Here is a 15,090-nt window from a genome sequence, read left to right on the forward strand (position 1 = left end):
AGGAGTGTGTATCCTCCCCGTCCTTGCGAGCCGCAGGCGAAGCAACCTACCCGTCGACGGATGCGCTCTTGGATTGCTTCACTCCGTCCGCAATGACGGCAGTGGTTGCCTGGTAAGCTGTGACTCGCCGGCTGTGCCTCGCAACAGCAGGGCAATGCGGCAGTCTTGTTCCGGTGTGTCCGGCTCAGGCCGCCAGAGCAGCCACACCTCGCGAGACCTCGACGGCCTCGTCCGCCCAGTCGCAGGACAGGAGATCAGGGGCCATCCCGTGCGCCTCGCGCCGGATCTCCCGTGCGATCAGGGGCATGCTCGGGGCCGGATCACCGGACCCGGCCAGAACGCCCTCGAGCCAGCGCCCGGTCGCCTCTTCGACATAACCGGTCGGGCGCTCGCCCCAGACCACGAAGTCCATGATGGCAGCGACCAGCCAGGCCGCCCAGGCCGCATTTCCGGAGCCGAGCCGGCGGTCGAGGTCGAGCAGCAGTGCGACGTCATTCCTAGACTGAAGGCCGTCCGGAAGGATCTCGCATTGTAGAGCGCTGATGTCATCGACCGTAATGCTGCCTTTCGCAAGAGCGGAATTGACGAAGGAGCGTAGAGAAACCTGTGTCATCTGTTGACGCCTCCCCGGCTGATGATGGATGCCGGTGTGTTCCTGTATGGCGTCAACTTTCGCGCAACCTCGCCCTCCATCTGGTTAACGCCGAAATCTGAATCGATCTTCAGGTTAAGCGATTCTCATCGAGGCAATTTACTGTTCGGATACCTTGCCGGTCGCGGCAGGGACGAGGCCCGTGCTCGGTAGCGTAGCACTCGTCCGGGCAGACAGGCTTGAGAAGCGAAATGCTTTCTGCGACAGCATTTCGGGTGTCTGTGTCTGTTGGACGAAACGCGCCGGATGCGGCGTAAGTCCCTTCGATCAGGCCCATGAAACGATCAGGGAGGAAACCGTGCTGAGACGTCGGACCGTTCTGAAGGGGGCAGGAGCCATGGCGGCCTCCTTGGCACTGCCGGGACACGGATTCGCACAAGGGGCGGGGGTGAAGATCGGCCTGATCCTGCCCATGACGGGGCCTTTCGCCTCCACGGGGCGGCAGATCGATGCCGCCGTTCGCCTCTACATGCAGAAGAACGGAGCGGAGGTCGCCGGCCGCAAGGTCGAGGTCGTCCTGAAGGACGATACCGGCACGGCCGATGTTACCCGGCGGCTTGCCCAGGAACTCATCGTCAATGACCGCGTAAACGTGATCGCCGGCTTCGGACTCACGCCCCTGGCAATGGCGGTCGGGCCGCTCGCGACACAGGCGAAGGTGCCGGCCATCGTCATGGCCGCCGCGACGTCGAGCATCACCGAGGCATCACCCTTCATCGTCCGTTCGAGCTTCACGCTGCCACAGGTCACCGTGCCGCTTGCGGCATGGGGAGCCGAGAACGGGATCAAGAAGGTCGTGACCCTCGTGACGGATTACGGGCCGGGCATCGACGCCGAGAAGGCTTTCAAGGAGCGTTTCACCGCTTCCGGTGGCGAGGTCACTGCGGAACTGCGGGTGCCTCTGCGCAACCCGGATTTCGCGCCCTTCCTTCAGCGTGCCGCCGATGCCAAGCCCGATGCCGTGTTCGTGTTCGTGCCGTCCGGCGTCGGAGCTCAGTTCATGAAGCAATTCGTCGAGCGCGGGCTCGACAAGTCCGGCATCCAGCTCATCGCGACCGGCGACGTGACGGATGACGACATCCTCAACGAGATGGGGGATGTCGCGCTCGGCACGATCACAACCCATCACTATTCGGCGGCACACGACAGCACCGAGAACAGAGCCTTCGTCGAGGCGTTCCGCAAGGCCAACGACAATATGAGGCCGAACTTCATGGCCGTCGGCGGCTATGACGGCATGCACCTGATCTACGAAGCTCTCAGGAAGACGGGCGGCGGCACCGCCGGCGAGGGGCTCGTGAACGCCATGAAGGGCATGGCCTGGCAGAGCCCGCGGGGCCCGATCTCGATCGATCCGCAGACCCGCGACATCATCCAGAACGTCTATGTCCGGAAGGTCGAGAGGGTCGATGGCGAGCTCTACAACGTCGAATTCGCGACGATCGCCAACGTGAAGGACCCCGTGAAGGCGACGAAGAGCTGAGCAACGGCGCGCGGGCACAGGCCAGTTCCGGTGCTCGCGAGCTGCGGAGGCCGTGAATGCTGACGATTATGTTCGACGGTATCGCCTACGGCATGCTGCTGTTCGTGCTGGCCTGCGGACTTGCGGTCACGCTCGGCCTCATGAACTTCATCAATCTCGCGCATGGCGCCTTTGCCATGGCGGGCGGCTATGTCAGCTCCGTGCTCCTGAACCGGTACGGCGTTCCCTTCCTGGTCACGCTGCCGATCGCGTTCGTGGCCACCGCCGCAGCGGGGCTCGTCCTCGAACGCATGCTCTACGCACGACTCTATCACCGCAGCCACCTCGATCAGGTGCTGTTCTCGATCGGCATCGTCTTCATGGCGATAGCCGCCACCGACTACGTGATGGGATCGCAGCAGCAATTCATTCGATTGCCGGCCTTCCTGCAGGGCCGCGTCGATCTCGGCGCGCTCAGCATCGGCCTCTACCGCTCCTTCATCATCGCAATCTGCGGCGTGCTCGTCGTCGTGCTTCAGCTCATCCTCACCCGCACGCGCTTTGGCAGCCGCCTGCGCGCGGCTGTCGATGATCCGCGTGTGGCGCGTGGCCTCGGCATCGAAGTCAATGCGATTTTTGCGATCACCTTTGCGGTCGGCTCGGGCCTCGCAGGGCTCGGTGGCGCGCTTGGTGCCGAGATCTTGGGGCTCGATCCGACCTTCCCGCTCAAGTTCATGATCTACTTTCTGATCGTGGTCACGGTCGGGGGAACATCAAGCATCACGGGGCCCTTTTTCGCCTCGCTGCTCCTCGGCATCGCGGACGTGGCCGGGAAGTACTATGTGCCGCAATTCGGCGCCTTCGCGATCTATTCCCTGATGATCGTGGTGCTGCTGCTGCGACCTCAGGGGCTCTTCGCCCGCGGCCGCTGACTCGAGAGTTTTACGTGCCATCGCTTTCGCAGAGGATCTCGGCTTCTCTTGCCCGTGCATCGCGCTGGCATCTGGGTGAGGCGGTCGTCTGGATCGCGGCGCTGGCCGCCCTCCTGTTCTGGCCGACCCGCCATCTCCTCCTGAACGAGATCGCCATCATTGCGCTCTTCGCGATCTCGCTCGACCTGATCCTCGGCTATGCTGGCATCGTGTCGCTCGGCCATGCCGCCTTTCTCGGCATCGGCGCCTATACCGCGGGACTCCTCGCGAAGCACATCATCGGCGATCCGCTGATCGGCCTCGCCGCCTCGATCCTGGCGGCCGCCGTGGCGGGTTTCCTGACGAGCTTCCTTGTGCTGCGCGGCTCCGATCTGACACGACTGATGGTGACGCTCGGCGTGGCGCTCGTGTTCGGCGAGGTCGCGAACCAGGCGGCCTGGCTGACGGGCGGCGCCGACGGACTGCAGGGGATCGTGATCGGTCCTCTGGTCGGTCGCTTCGAATTCGATCTCTTCGGCACGACGGCTTTTGCGTATAGTCTCGCGATCCTGTTCATCGGCTTCCTGATCGCGAGGCGGATCGTGCATTCGCCCTTCGGCCTGTCCCTGCGAGCGATCCGCGACAACCCGCTGCGTGCCGCAGCCTTGGGGATCCCGGCGAATGCGCGGCTCGTGGCGATCTACACGGTGGCCGCAGCCTATGCCGGTGCGGCCGGAGCGCTCCTCGCTCAGACGAACCAGTTCGTTTCTCTCGACGTGTTCGACTTTCACCGCTCCGCGGATGTCCTTCTCGTCCTCGTCATTGGGGGAACCGGCTATCTTTACGGCGGAATCATCGGCGCGGTGCTGTTCAAGGTTCTTCAGGACGTTCTCGCGGGCATCACGCCGGAATACTGGCACTTCTGGATAGGCCTGATCCTCGTTCTTCTCGTCCTCGTGGGGCGTGAGCGTCTCCAGAGAGGAATCGCTGGAGTCGTTGCGTCGCTAATTCCGGGGCGAACCGGCCGGCCACGAGCCACCGCGGTGGATGCCGGGGAGGCTCGCCCATGACGGCCGTCCTGCAGACCGAGAATCTCGTCAAGCGGTTCGGCGGTCTGGTTGCGACCGACGACGTGACCTTCGGCCTTGCGCGCGGCGCACGCCATGCGCTCATCGGACCGAACGGGGCCGGCAAGACGACCTTCGTGAACCTGCTCACCGGCGTGCTTGCGCCGACGAGCGGCCGTATCCTCCTTGATGGCGCCGACATCACGCGCCTGCGGCCGGACCAGCGCGTGCGCAGGGGGATGGCCCGCACCTTCCAGATCAATCAGCTCTTCGCCGGGATGACGCCCCTCGAGACGCTCGGGCTCGCGGTCTCCGAGCGCCTCGGACAGGGGAGCGACTGGTGGCGAGCCGCAGGAACGCGGGACACCATCGTCGACGAGATCGCGGAGGTGGCGCAGCTTTTCCGTCTCGCCGACGCTCTCGACGAGCCGACTGCATCCCTTCCCTACGGCAAGCAGCGGCTTCTCGAGATCGCGATGGCCTTCGCGAGCCGACCTCGCGTGCTCCTGCTCGACGAGCCGGCAGCCGGTGTCCCCGAGGCCGAGCGCCACGAGATCCTCACGGCCATTGCAGATCTGCCGCGGGAGGTCTCGGTTCTGCTGATCGAGCACGACATGGATCTCGTGTTCAGCTTCGCCGACGAGATCACCGTTCTCGTCAATGGTGCGCTGTTCGCGCAAGGACCCCGCGAGGCGATTGCCGCCGACCCGCGCGTGCGCGCCGTCTATCTAGGGGAGAGCGTGGGTGAGTGACCTTCTCATCCTCGAGAATATCCGCGCCGGCTACGGGCAAGCCGTGGTCCTGCCGGATCTCTCGTTGCGTCTCGCACAAGGCCGCTCGCTGGCGGTGCTCGGGCGCAATGGAGTCGGCAAGACGACGCTGATCAACACCATCGTCGGCGTGACCCGACGCTTCGCCGGCACGATCCGCATCGCTGGTCAGGACGTCTCGCGGGTCCGGCCCGAGCAACGCGCGCAGGCGGGCGTGGGTTGGGTGCCGCAGGAGCGCAACATCTTCCGTTCGCTCACCGTCGAGGAGAATCTCACGGCTGTCGCGCGAAGCGGCCCGTGGGGCGTGAAGCGCGTGTTCGAGATGTTTCCGCGTCTCGCCGAACGGCGCAGCAATCTCGGGGGGCAGCTCTCCGGGGGCGAGCAGCAGATGCTCGCGATCGGACGCGCTCTCGTGCTCAATCCCAAAATCCTTCTGCTCGATGAGCCAACGGAAGGCCTCGCGCCGATCATCGTGGACGAACTGCTCAAGACCTTCGTGCGTCTTTTCCGCGACGAGGGCATGGCCGCGATCCTCGTCGAGCAGCATGCTCAGAAGGTCCTCGGCATCACGGACGAGGCACTCATCCTGGATCGCGGCACAATCGTTCATGCCGGAGCGTCCGCGACCCTGCGTGAAGATTCTGCACTGCTCGAGCGGCACCTTGGCGTCTCGCGAAAGCCGAGTGCGCCGAAACCGAAACCCGGCCGTCCGCAACCGGCTGCCTGATGATCACAGAGGAGAAGACGATGCCAGGACAGAAGCCTCCATTCCGCGCCGACATGGTGGGAAGCCTCCTGCGCCCGCAGGCTCTCAAGGAGGCGCGCGAGAAGCACGAGAAGGGCGAGATCAGCGATGCCGCCCTGAAGGACGTCGAGGATCGCGAGATCCGTTCCGTGATCAAGCGCCAGGAGGAGATCGGCCTGAAGGGCATCACCGACGGCGAGTTCCGCCGGGCTTTCTGGCACTACGATTTTCTCGAGCACCTCGACGGCGTTCAGGGGATCTGGCTCGACCACGGCGTCCAGTTCAAGGGCATCGAGCTGAAGCCGAAGGGCCTGCGGGTCGTTGGAAGGATCGGGTTCTCGGGACACCCGATGATCGAGCACTTCCGGTTCGTGAAGGAGAATGTCAGTCCGGGTCATGTCGCGAAGATGACGATTCCCGGTCCGAGCATGCTGCATTATCGAAGCGGGCGGCAGATGATCAATGCCGGCCTGTATCCGAACATGGACGAGTATTACGCTGATCTCGGCGCGGCCTACAACAAGGCCGTCCATGCCTTCTACGATGCCGGTTGCCGCTATCTGCAGCTCGACGACATTTCTTTCGCCTATCTCTGCGACCCGGAGCAGCGCGAGATGCTCAGAAAGCGCGGCGACGATCCGGAAAAGCAGCCGGAGATCTATGCCGGGATGGTGCGCGAGGCCCTGAAGGATAAGCCCGCCGACCTCACGATCACGATGCATCTGTGCCGCGGCAATTTCCGTTCGACTTTCATCGCCTCCGGAGGCTACGAGCCCGTTGCCGATATCCTCTTCAACCGGATGCCGGTCGACGGCTACTTCATGGAATGGGACACGGACCGCGCCGGCGGCTTCGAGCCGTTGCGCTTCCTCCCGAAGGGCAAGTCGGTCGTGCTCGGCCTTGTGACATCGAAGACCGGAGTCCTCGAAAACAAGGACGACATCAAGCGCCGGATCGACGAGGCGACGAAATACGCCTCTCTCGATCAGCTATGCCTCTCGCCCCAATGCGGCTTCGCCTCGACGGAGGAGGGAAACATCCTCGCGGAAGACGAGCAATGGGCCAAGCTGCGCATGATCGTCGAGATCGCCCGCGAGGTCTGGGGAGAGGACGGCACGCCGGCGAAGCAGGCGGCTTAAATTGGGCGTATCGGCGCGGGCGTGCAGCTCGCGCCGTCCGAGGTTTGGTGATGCCGTTCGGAGTGGGCCTTTACAACCCGCCAGCCTGATGCGTCACCGCTCCGTCCCTGTGCGGCACGTGTATCCAGTCCGACGCGGATCCATTTCGTAACCGCGAGCCGCGGGCGTGATGCACTGCCCGTCCCGCCACCTCCCCGTCCTTGCGAGCCGGAGGCGAAGCAATCTACCCGTCGACGGACACGCTCCTGGATTGCTTCACTTCGTTCGCAATGACGGTCAGAGTATGAGGGAGGGAAGAGCGCTATCGGGAACGGTGTAATGCCGGACCCGCTGCCGTCGTCGCGAACAAAGTGAAGCGATCCAGGAATTGTAGGCGCTAACGTCTGGATCTCTCCTGCCGAACAGCGCCGCGACGTGCTATTCCTTGCCGGTCTTGAGCTGCACGTCCTTGAACTCGACTTCCACCGTATTCGCATAGAGACGGCCGTTGACCTTGTCGTGGCGCATGAAGGTCGGCGGCGCGATGCGGACGCGGATCGTGTAGCGGCCGTCGCCCGGCAGCTTGATGTTGCGGCCGTAATGATAGAGCCCGGGGTGCCACAGGAATGGAACCGGGAAGGGGCCAATGGTATCGCCGCTCTCCGGGATCAGAGTCGCCTGGATGTCGAGGGCCGGGATGAAGCGGCGATCGGCAGCGTCGCTCACCGAGATTTCGAGGTGGCAGTTCTCGTCTTGCGGCTCGACCCATTCGAGCTTGCCTTCTCCCCGAAGCATGTACATGCCCTCGGCGCGCTCCTGTGCGAAGGCGACGATGTAGTCGCCGGCCTGCTGCTGCCCGCCGGCATCGGCAACATCATTGGCCATGTAGAGCAACGAGCGGTGATAAGCATCGCCTTCCTGGCGGGCCATCTCGAGCTGCTTGGCATCCGCCTCATCACTGGGCCGTCTCGTTGGAGCGGACATGATCGTCTCCTGTGCCGTTGGCCGTGATTCGACGCCGAGCGCCGCCGGCACGCTTTTCGGCCGGGCTGTGCGTGGGAGCAGACTTGCGCAATGCAGGCCAACGATGGAGGCGGCGCGAGAGTTCCTCGCCGCTGGCGTCGAGGGTTGTGCCGTCGTCTCTTCGAGGTTGCGCAGGAGCTCCCGGTTGCGGCGACAGGGAGCGGCTGCTACCCGCTGGCTCCCGGCTTCAGGAGGCGATGAATGACGCGCGAGGCTTTCATCTGCGATTTTGTGCGCACGCCGATCGGGCGCTACGGCGGCGCTCTCGCGGGAGTGCGTGCGGACGATCTCGCGGCCCACCCGATCAAGGTCTTGAAAGAGCGGCATGCCTCGCTCGACTGGGGCGCCGTCGACGAGGTCATCTATGGCTGCGCCAACCAAGCCGGGGAGGACAACCGCAATGTCGCGCGCATGGCCTCGCTCCTCGCAGGTCTTCCGGCCGAGGTTCCGGGTTCGACCCTCAACCGCCTGTGCGGCTCGGGGCTGGACGCCGTTGGAGGCGCGGCACGTGCGATCCGGACCGGCGAGGCGGATCTGGTGATCGCAGGCGGCGTCGAGAGCATGTCGCGAGCTCCCTTCGTGATGGGCAAGGCCACGGAGGCCTTCCAGCGCTCGGCGGAGATCCACGACACCACCATCGGGTGGCGCTTCGTGAACCCACTGATGAAAGCGCAATACGGCATCGATTCGATGCCGGAGACGGCCGAGAACGTAGCCGAAGAGTTCCAGGTTTCCCGCGCCGATCAGGACGCCTTCGCGCTCAGAAGCCAGCAGCGCGCCGCGGCAGCGCAGGAGAGCGGTTTCTTCGCGCGCGAAATCGCACCGGTAATGATCCCGGGCCGCAAGGGTGACGTTATCGTGGACCGCGACGAGCACCCGAGGGCCGACACGACCGCCGAACAGCTCGCCAAGCTCAAGACGCCGTTCCGCAACCCGGGGACCGTGACAGCCGGCAATGCCTCGGGGGTGAACGACGGGGCGGCTGCACTCATCCTGGCTTCGGAAGACGCCGCTCGCCGACATGGGCTCACCCCGCGGGCTCGGGTGGTCGGGATGGCGACGGCTGGGGTCCCGCCGCGCATCATGGGCATCGGCCCCGTCCCGGCGACCCGGAAGCTGCTCGCGCGGTGCGGCTGCCAGCTGAACGAGATCGACCTCATCGAACTCAACGAGGCCTTTGCCGCGCAGGCGCTCGCCGTCCTGCGCCAGCTCGGGCTGCCGGACGACGGCGTGCATATCAACCCGCATGGCGGAGCGATCGCGCTCGGGCATCCCCTCGGGATGTCCGGCGCGCGGCTCGCGATGACCTCGGTCAACGCGCTCGGAGCGCTCGGCCTCCGGAGGGCGATCGCCACCATGTGCATCGGCGTTGGGCAGGGGATCGCGGTTCTGATCGAGCGGGTCTGACCAAGAGGGGAGCAGGGGCGGCCTTCCGGCTCCTGCTGCACGGGCCTGCGCGTGGCACATGGCGCCTGCGCGCCTTCCGGCTTGCGAAGCCCGCCGGGGTAAGCCACACGAGGCGCATCACCCATCCCGGTCACGAGCCTTGCTGTCCCCGTTGCGCCCCTGGCGCGCTCTCCTGAACAGATCGATCCCGGCCTCGCGCCGCCGGCGCGTCTGGAGCTTTGCCGAGACGATGCTGGTCGCTGCCGTCGGCGGGGCGGCGTTCGAGGCGACCGGGCTGCCCGCCGGCCTTGTCGCCGGGTCGGTCCTCGCGGTCGCGGCCATGGCGGTCCTCGGTCGCCCCATGATGATGCCAGCGAATTTGACGCGCGCCGTGCTCGTCATCGTCGGGATCGCGCTCGGTTCAGTCATCACGCCCAGCACGATCGCGGGTCTAGCAGCCTATCCGCAAAGCATCGCGCTGCTTCTGGTCGCCAGCCTCGCGATCATGCTGTGCACCGGGTATTATCTTCGCGCCGTGCATGGCTGGAGCGGGCTGAGCGCGCTTCTCGGCGCGAGCCCGGGGGCGCTCGCGCAGGCCATCGCGCTGTCGATCGAGAACGACGTCGACATCGTCGGCGTCACGGTCGTGCAGACGATGCGGCTGGTCTTTCTGGCCGCCGGCCTGCCGATCGCTTTTGCTCTTTTCGGCATGTCGGCGCCGGTTGTCGCGAGCAGCGCAGCCGTTCACGCGGGCTCGCTGCTCGACCTTGCATTTCTGTGCAGCCTGTCGACTCTCGCGGCCGTCCTGCTCTACAAGATCGGGTTTCCCGGTGGATGGCTCTTCGGAGCCATGATTGCTTCCGCGACGCTGCACGGTTTCGGGCTGACGGAAGCCCAGTTGCCGCGGTGGATTTCCGCTGCGGCGGTCGTGGCGCTCGGAGCCGTCACGGGGTCACGCCTTGCAGGAACCGCGCCACGCCTTCTGATCCGCTACTTCGCAGCGGGGTGCGGGTCCTTTGCAGTGTCGACGGCGATTGCAGCCGCTTTCGTGCTCCTTGCCGTCTACACGTTCAGGGTGCCCGTCACCGATACCGCGGTTGCGTTCGCGCCGGGCGCGCAGGAAACCATGATGCTGCTCGCCCTGGCGCTCCGGCTCGATCCGGTCTTCGTCGGAGCGCACCATATAGCGCGCTACTTTTTCGTATCGGTGATGATCCCGGTCCTCGCGGCAGCCGTTACGCGCCGGGAGCGCCGCAAGAGCTGAACTCGCGAGAGGCGGCCAGGGCTTGCGGAATTTGGCCGGTCGGTCTTGCTATCCGATGATGCCGATCACGATGCGGCGCAGTTCCTCTCGCGTGAGGCCGGATGCCGTCATTTGAACGGGCGTCTGGCGCTCGTTCTTCGGCTCTCGTACTGCCGGGGATTTTTGCTGGATTTTCGGGGGAGTCTGGTGTGTTTTCATCGTTTCTCATTTTCGTTGGTGGGCCGCGCCACAAGCTTGGCCCTAACGCAGTAGTCAGCCGATGGTTCCCGAAGTGTTGCGCTATGGTGCATGCGGAATAGCTCTCATGCATCCGGAGGACGAATCGATGCGAACGGTGAGATTGCCTTCGGGCGACGAGGTGCCGGCTCTCGGACAGGGAACGTGGTACATGGGTGAGCAGCCGCAGATGCGTGCACAGGAGGTCGCGGCGCTCCGCCAGGGCCTCGATCTCGGCCTGACGCTGATCGACACCGCCGAGATGTACGCCGAAGGCGGCGCGGAGGAACTGGTCGGCGAGGCGATTCGCGGACGGCGCGACGGCGTTTTTCTCGTCAGCAAGGTCTACCCGCACAACGCCTCGCGCAAGGGCGTGGCCGAGGCCTGCGAACGGTCCCTGCGCCGGCTCGGCACGGACTACCTCGATCTCTATCTTCTTCACTGGCGCGGATCGATCCCGCTGTCCGCAACGATCGAGGGATTCGAGGATCTGAAACGCGTGGGAAAGATCCGGCACTGGGGCGTGAGCAATTTCGACACGGATGACATGGAGGAACTTGCTGCGCTCCATTCGGGAGGCAACTGTGCAATCAATCAGGTCCTTTACAATGTGCGCCGGCGCGGCCCCGAATTCGACCTGCTGCCCTGGATGAAGACGCAGGGCATCCCGCTGATGGCCTATAGCCCAATCGAGCAAGGGCGACTGCCGGGGCGCGGCGCGCTCACGGAGATTGCGCGCCGTCACGCAGTCACCCCATTCCAAGTGGCACTCGCCTTCACGCTGCGACGCCCGGACGTGATCGCGATCCCGAAAGCTTCAGACCTCGCGCATGTGGCCGCGAATCGGCAGGCCCTCGATCTTCAGCTCACAGATGAGGATTTGGCATTGATCGACCAGGACTTCCCGCCTCCGCGTCGCAAGGTTCGGCTCGAGATGATTTGAGCGCGGAAGTGCAACGGAGGTTCCCGTGATCGTGGGTGGAGCGAAGCGTCCAGGAGCGCATCGGGTGACGCGTAGATTGCTTCGCCTTCGGCTCGCAAGGACGAAGTGGGTCCGGCGTCACTCCGTTTCCGGCAGTGCTCCGCGCGTCCTCACGCCCTCTTCGTCATTGCGAACGAAGTGAAGCAATCCAGACCACCGCATCAGGCTGAAGCACTTCGCCTACGGCTCGCAAAGACGGAGAGTGGCCGGAGATCCGAGGGCTGAGAGCGAGCTTACAGTCTCTGTTCAACGTGTGATTGCGCCTGAGCGGAGCGCCCCAGATAAAGTTCCGCTGCGCGTTCGTCTTCGAGCAGGCTCTCTGCGTCTCCCGAAAGTGCCACACGGCCACCATCGAGAATGCAGCCTCGGTTGGAGATCGCAAGCGATTGGCGGGCCCGTTGCTCGACGACGAGGACAGAGACGCCGAGCGACGGCAGGCGCGTGATCAACTGGAAGGCTTCCGCGACTTTCGCGGGAGCGAGCGCGGCGGTCGGCTCGTCCAGGATCATGAGCCTCGGGCGAGTCATCAGAGCGCGTGCGAAAGCAAGCTGCTGGCGCTCGCCGCCGGACAGACTGCCGGCCCGCGCCCGCTTCCGCTCGCCCAGCAGGGGAAAGGCCTCGAACAGCTCCTTGATCCGCTTGCCCTGATCCCTGACGCCCACGACGACTTGCAGGTTCTCCAGGATGCTCAGCGATCCGAAAACGTTAGCGACCTGCGGCACGTAGCCGATCCCGCGAGCGACCCGTTCTTCCGTCGGGAGCGGCAACAGGTCCACGCCTTCGAACAGAATGCGTCCGGTGACGCGCGGGAGAAGTCCGACGATGGCCTTCGCGAGCGTTGATTTCCCGGCGCCGTTCGTCCCCGCAACGGTCAGGATCTCGTCCTTCTGCAGCGAGAGCGACACGCCATTGAGGATGTCGACGTCGCCATAGCCGCCACGAACGTCGTCGATCTCGAGCAGCGTCATGACACCCCTCCCAGATAGGCTTCGCGCACGAGAGGGTTGTCGAGGACGGCATCCGGCGGGCCCTCGGCCAGGACCTTGCCGCGGTCCATCACGGCGAGCCGGGGCACGAGACGGGTGAGCGCCTCCAGGTCATGCTCGATCACCAAAAATCCGATGCCGCGGGAATTGAGCTCCGCGATCCGGTCCATGATCTCGCCAATGAGAACGGGATTGACCCCCGCGAAGGGTTCGTCGAGCAGGATGAGGCGCGGCTCGACCATGAGCGCACGGCCGAGTTCGAGCAGCTTCTTCTGCCCGCCCGAGAGCTTGCCGGACGGCTCGTTCGCGACCGCCGTCAGCTTGAGGAAGCGAATCGTGCCTTCGACGCGCTCCGCGATGGCTGTCTCCTCACGGCGCACCTGACCAGGTCGAAAGAACAGGCCGATGAGGCTCTCGCCCGTCTGATCCGGTGCGGCTGCCATCAGGTTTTCGCGCACGGTGAGATGGCGGAACTCCCGCGGCACCTGGAAAGTGCGCACCATTCCCGCCCGTGCCCGTTCGGGCGGAGGCTGGGAATCGATGGGCTGCCCGTCCATCAGGATCTGTCCCGCATCGGCCGGCAGAAAGCCGGAGATCACGGAGAACAGAGTCGACTTGCCGGCGCCGTTCGGGCCGATCAGCCCGAACAACGCACCGGTCTCGACCTTCAGACAAACATTGTCGAGGGCGCGGAATCCTCCAAAGGATTTGGTGACGTCACGAACCTCGAGGCTCATCGCTTGGTGTAGTCCCCCATGAGCCCCTGCGGGCGGTAGATGATGAAGAGGATCAGGAGCAGTCCGACGACGCCGATCCGCACCGAAGCCATCTCGACTTCGGAAACGCCGGGAATGAGATCACGCAGGAAACGTGATCCTTCGAGGAAGAGCATCAGGATCGCGGAGCCGACGACCGCGCCCGACACCCGGCCGACGCCTCCCATGATGATCGCCATCCAGACATAGAATGTGACGAGCGGAATAAACTGATCGGGGACGATATAGGTGATGTAGTGGGCATAGAAGGCGCCGGCGATGCCGGCGAGCGCGGCGCCGACGACGAGAACCTGGATCTTGAAACCGGCCGGGTCCTTGCCGAGTGCCTGCACGGCCTCCTCGTTGTCGCGAATGGCTTCGATCAGGCGTCCGAACGGAGAGCGTGCGATCCGGCGGATCATCCATGCGCCTATGAGCGTCACCGCAAAGATCGTGGCGAGCACGGCTGCCTGCGCATTGAAGCCTCCGAGACTCTCGTACAAGCGGGGAATTCCGGGGATTCCCTGGACGCCGTTCGTGAGCCACTGCTCACTCGTGATGACGATCCGCACGACCTCCGAGAACCCGAGCGTGACGATCGCAAAGTAATCGTCGCGCAGGCGAAGGGAGACGAGCCCGATCGGCCAGGCCGCGAGCCCCGCCAGCAACGCGGCGGCCGCAAAACTGACCACGAGCGGCACGCCGTTCAGGGCCAGCAGCGCGCTCGTATAGGCGCCGATGGCGAAGAAGCCCACATGACCAAAATTGATGAGTCCCGTCAGGCCGTATTGGAGCGTGAGCCCGAGTGCCAGCAGGATGTAGATGAGCGCAATGATGGCGATGGCGGCGAGATAGGCTTCCATCAGCGTACACTCTCGACACGGCCGAACAGCCCGCGCGGGCGTATCAGAAGCACGGCCAGCATGATCACGAAGGCAAGGGCGATCTTGTAGGTGAAGCCGACGAAGGGCGTCGAGACTTCCTGCGCAATGCCGAGGATGAGGCCAGCGACGACGGCCCCGACCGGAGATCCGATGCCGCCGAGAATCGCCGCCGTGAACGCAGGAAGGAGCATCTCCCAGCCGAATTCGGGCGTCACGATCGTCTTGATCCCGAGCATCATGCCCGCGATGCCCGCAATGCCTCCCGCGAGCAGCCACAGCGTCACCATCACCCGGTTGGGCCGGATGCCGGAGACGCGCGCGAGATCGCGATTATCGGCAACCGCGCGCATCTGGCGGCCGATCGAGGTGAGATAGAGCAGCGCGAACACGGCCGCGAGCGCCACGAGGGCGACCAGGGCGAGTTGCAGATCGAGAGGGGTGACTCGAAGGCCGCCGAACACATAGGGACGGGACAGGGGCACCTGAAAGACCTGCTGGCTGTGCCCGAACGCGACGCCGAGGACGGCCCGGATGAAGAATGCGACGCCGATCGACGCGACGAGCAAAGCCACGACGGACCGATCGGCGAGCCGGCGGAACACGGCCCAATAGGCGAGGAGCATCGCCAAGCCCGTCATGAAGAGGGCGCTCATTCCACCGAGCACGATCGACCCGGTCGTCTTGTGCGCCGCCAGCGCAGCATAGGCGCCGAATGTCATCGCATCGCCGGTTGCTGCGTTGGGAAATCTGGCAATGCCGAAAACGAGCGTAATCGAGAGAGCCGCGAGGCCGATGACCAGTCCCTGGACAATGCCGTTGACGACGAGTTGGGCGTAAAACATGGTGAACCGACAACCACCGCCGCAGGG

16 protein-coding genes are annotated in these 15,090 nt (G+C 64.8%); 9 read left to right on the forward strand and 7 right to left on the reverse strand.

Going from position 1 to position 15,090, the window contains the following annotated elements:
• Window positions 1-184: 184 nt before the first annotated feature.
• Window positions 185-613: a hypothetical protein gene (locus tag BN1233_RS03335; RefSeq protein WP_046861992.1), complete on the reverse strand. Its 429-nt coding sequence runs from the start codon at window positions 611-613 to the stop codon at window positions 185-187.
• A gap of 376 nt (window positions 614-989) precedes the next feature.
• Between BN1233_RS03335 and BN1233_RS03340 the strand changes: the two genes are divergently transcribed.
• The 6 genes from BN1233_RS03340 to BN1233_RS03365 are packed head-to-tail and all read left to right on the forward strand — an operon-like array spanning window position 990 to window position 6,746.
• On the forward strand, window positions 990-2,135 hold the full coding sequence (locus BN1233_RS03340; RefSeq protein ID WP_197094576.1) for an ABC transporter substrate-binding protein: 1,146 nt from the start codon (window positions 990-992) through the stop codon (window positions 2,133-2,135).
• Between the two features lie 56 nt (window positions 2,136-2,191).
• Complete coding sequence (locus BN1233_RS03345; RefSeq protein ID WP_046861993.1) at window positions 2,192-3,046, forward strand: branched-chain amino acid ABC transporter permease; 855 nt, start codon at window positions 2,192-2,194, stop codon at window positions 3,044-3,046.
• Between the two features lie 14 nt (window positions 3,047-3,060).
• Complete coding sequence (locus tag BN1233_RS03350; RefSeq protein WP_046861994.1) at window positions 3,061-4,095, forward strand: branched-chain amino acid ABC transporter permease; 1,035 nt, start codon at window positions 3,061-3,063, stop codon at window positions 4,093-4,095.
• Window positions 4,092-4,844, forward strand: coding sequence for an ABC transporter ATP-binding protein (locus BN1233_RS03355; RefSeq protein ID WP_046861995.1), 753 nt, complete (start codon window positions 4,092-4,094; stop codon window positions 4,842-4,844). Before BN1233_RS03350 ends, BN1233_RS03355 begins: the two co-directional genes overlap by 4 nt.
• Window positions 4,837-5,589 (forward strand): ABC transporter ATP-binding protein, encoded by a 753-nt coding sequence (locus BN1233_RS03360; protein WP_046861996.1) that lies wholly within the window; start codon window positions 4,837-4,839, stop codon window positions 5,587-5,589. The genes BN1233_RS03355 and BN1233_RS03360 overlap by 8 nt, the downstream gene beginning before the upstream one ends.
• Before the next feature lie 20 nt (window positions 5,590-5,609).
• On the forward strand, window positions 5,610-6,746 hold the full coding sequence (locus BN1233_RS03365) for a 5-methyltetrahydropteroyltriglutamate--homocysteine S-methyltransferase (protein ID WP_046862445.1): 1,137 nt from the start codon (window positions 5,610-5,612) through the stop codon (window positions 6,744-6,746).
• Window positions 6,747-7,163: 417 nt separating this feature from the next.
• Here the strand turns inward: BN1233_RS03365 and BN1233_RS03370 are convergent, their stop codons facing one another.
• Entirely contained in the window at window positions 7,164-7,709 is a 546-nt protein-coding gene (locus tag BN1233_RS03370; RefSeq protein WP_147706935.1) for an iron transporter, read from the reverse strand.
• A 240-nt stretch (window positions 7,710-7,949) separates the two neighbouring features.
• On the opposite strand from BN1233_RS03370, the gene pcaF reads away from it, so the two are divergent.
• On the forward strand, window positions 7,950-9,155 hold the full coding sequence (pcaF, locus tag BN1233_RS03375) for a 3-oxoadipyl-CoA thiolase (protein ID WP_046861998.1): 1,206 nt from the start codon (window positions 7,950-7,952) through the stop codon (window positions 9,153-9,155).
• Window positions 9,156-9,294: 139 nt separating this feature from the next.
• Window positions 9,295-10,398 carry an AbrB family transcriptional regulator gene (locus tag BN1233_RS03380; RefSeq protein ID WP_210168209.1) on the forward strand — a complete coding sequence of 368 codons (1,104 nt, stop codon included), beginning with the start codon at window positions 9,295-9,297 and terminating at the stop codon, window positions 10,396-10,398.
• Window positions 10,399-10,446: 48 nt separating this feature from the next.
• Here the strand turns inward: BN1233_RS03380 and BN1233_RS46605 are convergent, their stop codons facing one another.
• The gene (locus tag BN1233_RS46605; RefSeq protein ID WP_154678248.1) at window positions 10,447-10,596 is read right to left on the reverse strand and encodes a hypothetical protein; all 150 of its coding nucleotides are present in this window, start codon (window positions 10,594-10,596) and stop codon (window positions 10,447-10,449) included.
• A gap of 127 nt (window positions 10,597-10,723) precedes the next feature.
• Here BN1233_RS46605 and BN1233_RS03385 point away from each other — a divergent pair, with 127 nt between their 5' ends.
• Complete coding sequence (locus BN1233_RS03385; RefSeq protein WP_082145166.1) at window positions 10,724-11,557, forward strand: aldo/keto reductase; 834 nt, start codon at window positions 10,724-10,726, stop codon at window positions 11,555-11,557.
• A gap of 272 nt (window positions 11,558-11,829) precedes the next feature.
• Here BN1233_RS03385 and BN1233_RS03390 read toward each other — a convergent pair whose 3' ends face one another.
• The 4 genes from BN1233_RS03390 to BN1233_RS03405 are packed head-to-tail and all read right to left on the reverse strand — an operon-like array spanning window position 11,830 to window position 15,063.
• Complete coding sequence (locus tag BN1233_RS03390) at window positions 11,830-12,564, reverse strand: ABC transporter ATP-binding protein (protein WP_046862000.1); 735 nt, start codon at window positions 12,562-12,564, stop codon at window positions 11,830-11,832.
• Complete coding sequence (locus BN1233_RS03395) at window positions 12,561-13,319, reverse strand: ABC transporter ATP-binding protein (RefSeq protein WP_046862001.1); 759 nt, start codon at window positions 13,317-13,319, stop codon at window positions 12,561-12,563. Before BN1233_RS03395 ends, BN1233_RS03390 begins: the two co-directional genes overlap by 4 nt.
• Window positions 13,316-14,200: a branched-chain amino acid ABC transporter permease gene (locus BN1233_RS03400; protein ID WP_046862002.1), complete on the reverse strand. Its 885-nt coding sequence runs from the start codon at window positions 14,198-14,200 to the stop codon at window positions 13,316-13,318. The genes BN1233_RS03395 and BN1233_RS03400 overlap by 4 nt, the downstream gene beginning before the upstream one ends.
• Window positions 14,200-15,063, reverse strand: coding sequence for a branched-chain amino acid ABC transporter permease (locus BN1233_RS03405; RefSeq protein WP_046862003.1), 864 nt, complete (start codon window positions 15,061-15,063; stop codon window positions 14,200-14,202). Before BN1233_RS03405 ends, BN1233_RS03400 begins: the two co-directional genes overlap by 1 nt.
• Window positions 15,064-15,090 lie beyond the last annotated feature (27 nt).

The sequence above is a fragment of the Microvirga massiliensis genome, assembly GCF_001006805.1.
In the GTDB taxonomy this organism is placed as follows: Bacteria; Pseudomonadota; Alphaproteobacteria; order Rhizobiales; family Beijerinckiaceae; genus Microvirga; species Microvirga massiliensis.

What these genes read in the sequence shown, in the direction of transcription:
- BN1233_RS03370 (WP_147706935.1), bottom strand. Translation starts at nt 7,709, where the DNA reads ATGTCCGCTCCAACGAGACGGCCCAGTGATGAGGCGGATGCCAAGCAG.
- BN1233_RS03345 (WP_046861993.1), top strand. Translation starts at nt 2,192, where the DNA reads ATGCTGACGATTATGTTCGACGGTATCGCCTACGGCATGCTGCTGTTC.
- BN1233_RS03400 (WP_046862002.1), bottom strand. Translation starts at nt 14,200, where the DNA reads ATGGAAGCCTATCTCGCCGCCATCGCCATCATTGCGCTCATCTACATC.
- BN1233_RS03395 (WP_046862001.1), bottom strand. Translation starts at nt 13,319, where the DNA reads ATGAGCCTCGAGGTTCGTGACGTCACCAAATCCTTTGGAGGATTCCGC.
- BN1233_RS03385 (WP_082145166.1), top strand. Translation starts at nt 10,724, where the DNA reads ATGCGAACGGTGAGATTGCCTTCGGGCGACGAGGTGCCGGCTCTCGGA.
- BN1233_RS03365 (WP_046862445.1), top strand. Translation starts at nt 5,610, where the DNA reads ATGCCAGGACAGAAGCCTCCATTCCGCGCCGACATGGTGGGAAGCCTC.
- BN1233_RS46605 (WP_154678248.1), bottom strand. Translation starts at nt 10,596, where the DNA reads ATGAAAACACACCAGACTCCCCCGAAAATCCAGCAAAAATCCCCGGCA.
- BN1233_RS03340 (WP_197094576.1), top strand. Translation starts at nt 990, where the DNA reads ATGGCGGCCTCCTTGGCACTGCCGGGACACGGATTCGCACAAGGGGCG.
- pcaF (WP_046861998.1), top strand. Translation starts at nt 7,950, where the DNA reads ATGACGCGCGAGGCTTTCATCTGCGATTTTGTGCGCACGCCGATCGGG.
- BN1233_RS03355 (WP_046861995.1), top strand. Translation starts at nt 4,092, where the DNA reads ATGACGGCCGTCCTGCAGACCGAGAATCTCGTCAAGCGGTTCGGCGGT.
- BN1233_RS03405 (WP_046862003.1), bottom strand. Translation starts at nt 15,063, where the DNA reads ATGTTTTACGCCCAACTCGTCGTCAACGGCATTGTCCAGGGACTGGTC.
- BN1233_RS03335 (WP_046861992.1), bottom strand. Translation starts at nt 613, where the DNA reads ATGACACAGGTTTCTCTACGCTCCTTCGTCAATTCCGCTCTTGCGAAA.
- BN1233_RS03390 (WP_046862000.1), bottom strand. Translation starts at nt 12,564, where the DNA reads ATGACGCTGCTCGAGATCGACGACGTTCGTGGCGGCTATGGCGACGTC.